Raw genomic sequence first — 868 nt, 5'->3', positions numbered from 1 at the left:
TAAGAACGTGTTTGGGAATTGAGAAAGGCTGGGAGCCGCGTCACCTTTGTAGCGACCAAGCAACAGAGATGTGACCAAACAATTTAATGCTCTAACCGACTCCCAGTGGGCCGCAATTTCGCCTTTTCTTGATTTAAAACGCAAACGTCAGCATGATTTGCGACAGATTATGAACGCCTTGCTATATGTGCTTCGTGCAGGCTGTCAATGGCGTAATCTGCCTTCAGCATGGCCACATTGGCAAGCCGTTTATTATTACTTCAACTGCTGGAAAACCGATGGTACTTTGGAGCGAATTAACCGAGAGCTAAATTGCCAAGATCGTCAACGAGTAGGCCGAGAACCATTTCCTTCGGTTTTATGCATTGATTCACAGAGTGTTAAACTTACGCCAATGATTGGTGAATACCGAGGCAAAGATGTCAATAAGCGAGTTAATGGACGTAAGCGTCAGTTCGTAGTTGACACGCAAGGACGTTTATGGGCAGCTGATGTACATGCAGCTAATCAGGCTGATGGCGTAGCGGCTATCCCTTTGATCAAGACTATACTTTGGGGGGCGGGTGAGCGCTTAGAGAAGGTTTTTGGCGATCAGGCTTATAATGGCATGTTTGCCAAAGCGCTTGCCGATTGGAGTATTGATTTTGAAAAAGCCTCACGGCCAGAATCAACTCGTGGTTTTGTACCCATAGCTAAACGGTGGGTTGTTGAGCGCACAATTGCTTGGACTAACTTTTTTCGTCGTCTTACCAAGGATTATGAGTACACGATATCTTCTTCGGTTAGCTGGCTGTATTTAGCCAATATACAACTGATGTTGCAGCGAATTGAGGCTTATCACCAAATCTAATTCCCCAACAACTTCTAA

General features: G+C 45.3%; 1 protein-coding gene. It reads left to right on the top strand.

Features of this window, described 5'->3' with window-relative positions:
• Positions 1–70: 70 nt before the first annotated feature.
• Positions 71–850 (top strand): IS5 family transposase, encoded by a 780-nt coding sequence (locus tag ACFSUS_RS29060; RefSeq protein ID WP_381528810.1) that lies wholly within the window; start codon positions 71–73, stop codon positions 848–850.
• The last annotated feature ends 18 nt before the right edge of the window (positions 851–868 follow it).

Origin of the sequence: Spirosoma soli, assembly GCF_042684525.1 — a bacterium.
Taxonomy (GTDB): domain Bacteria; phylum Bacteroidota; class Bacteroidia; order Cytophagales; family Spirosomataceae; genus Spirosoma; species Spirosoma soli.
This window is presented reverse-complemented; position numbering and strand designations above follow the sequence as displayed.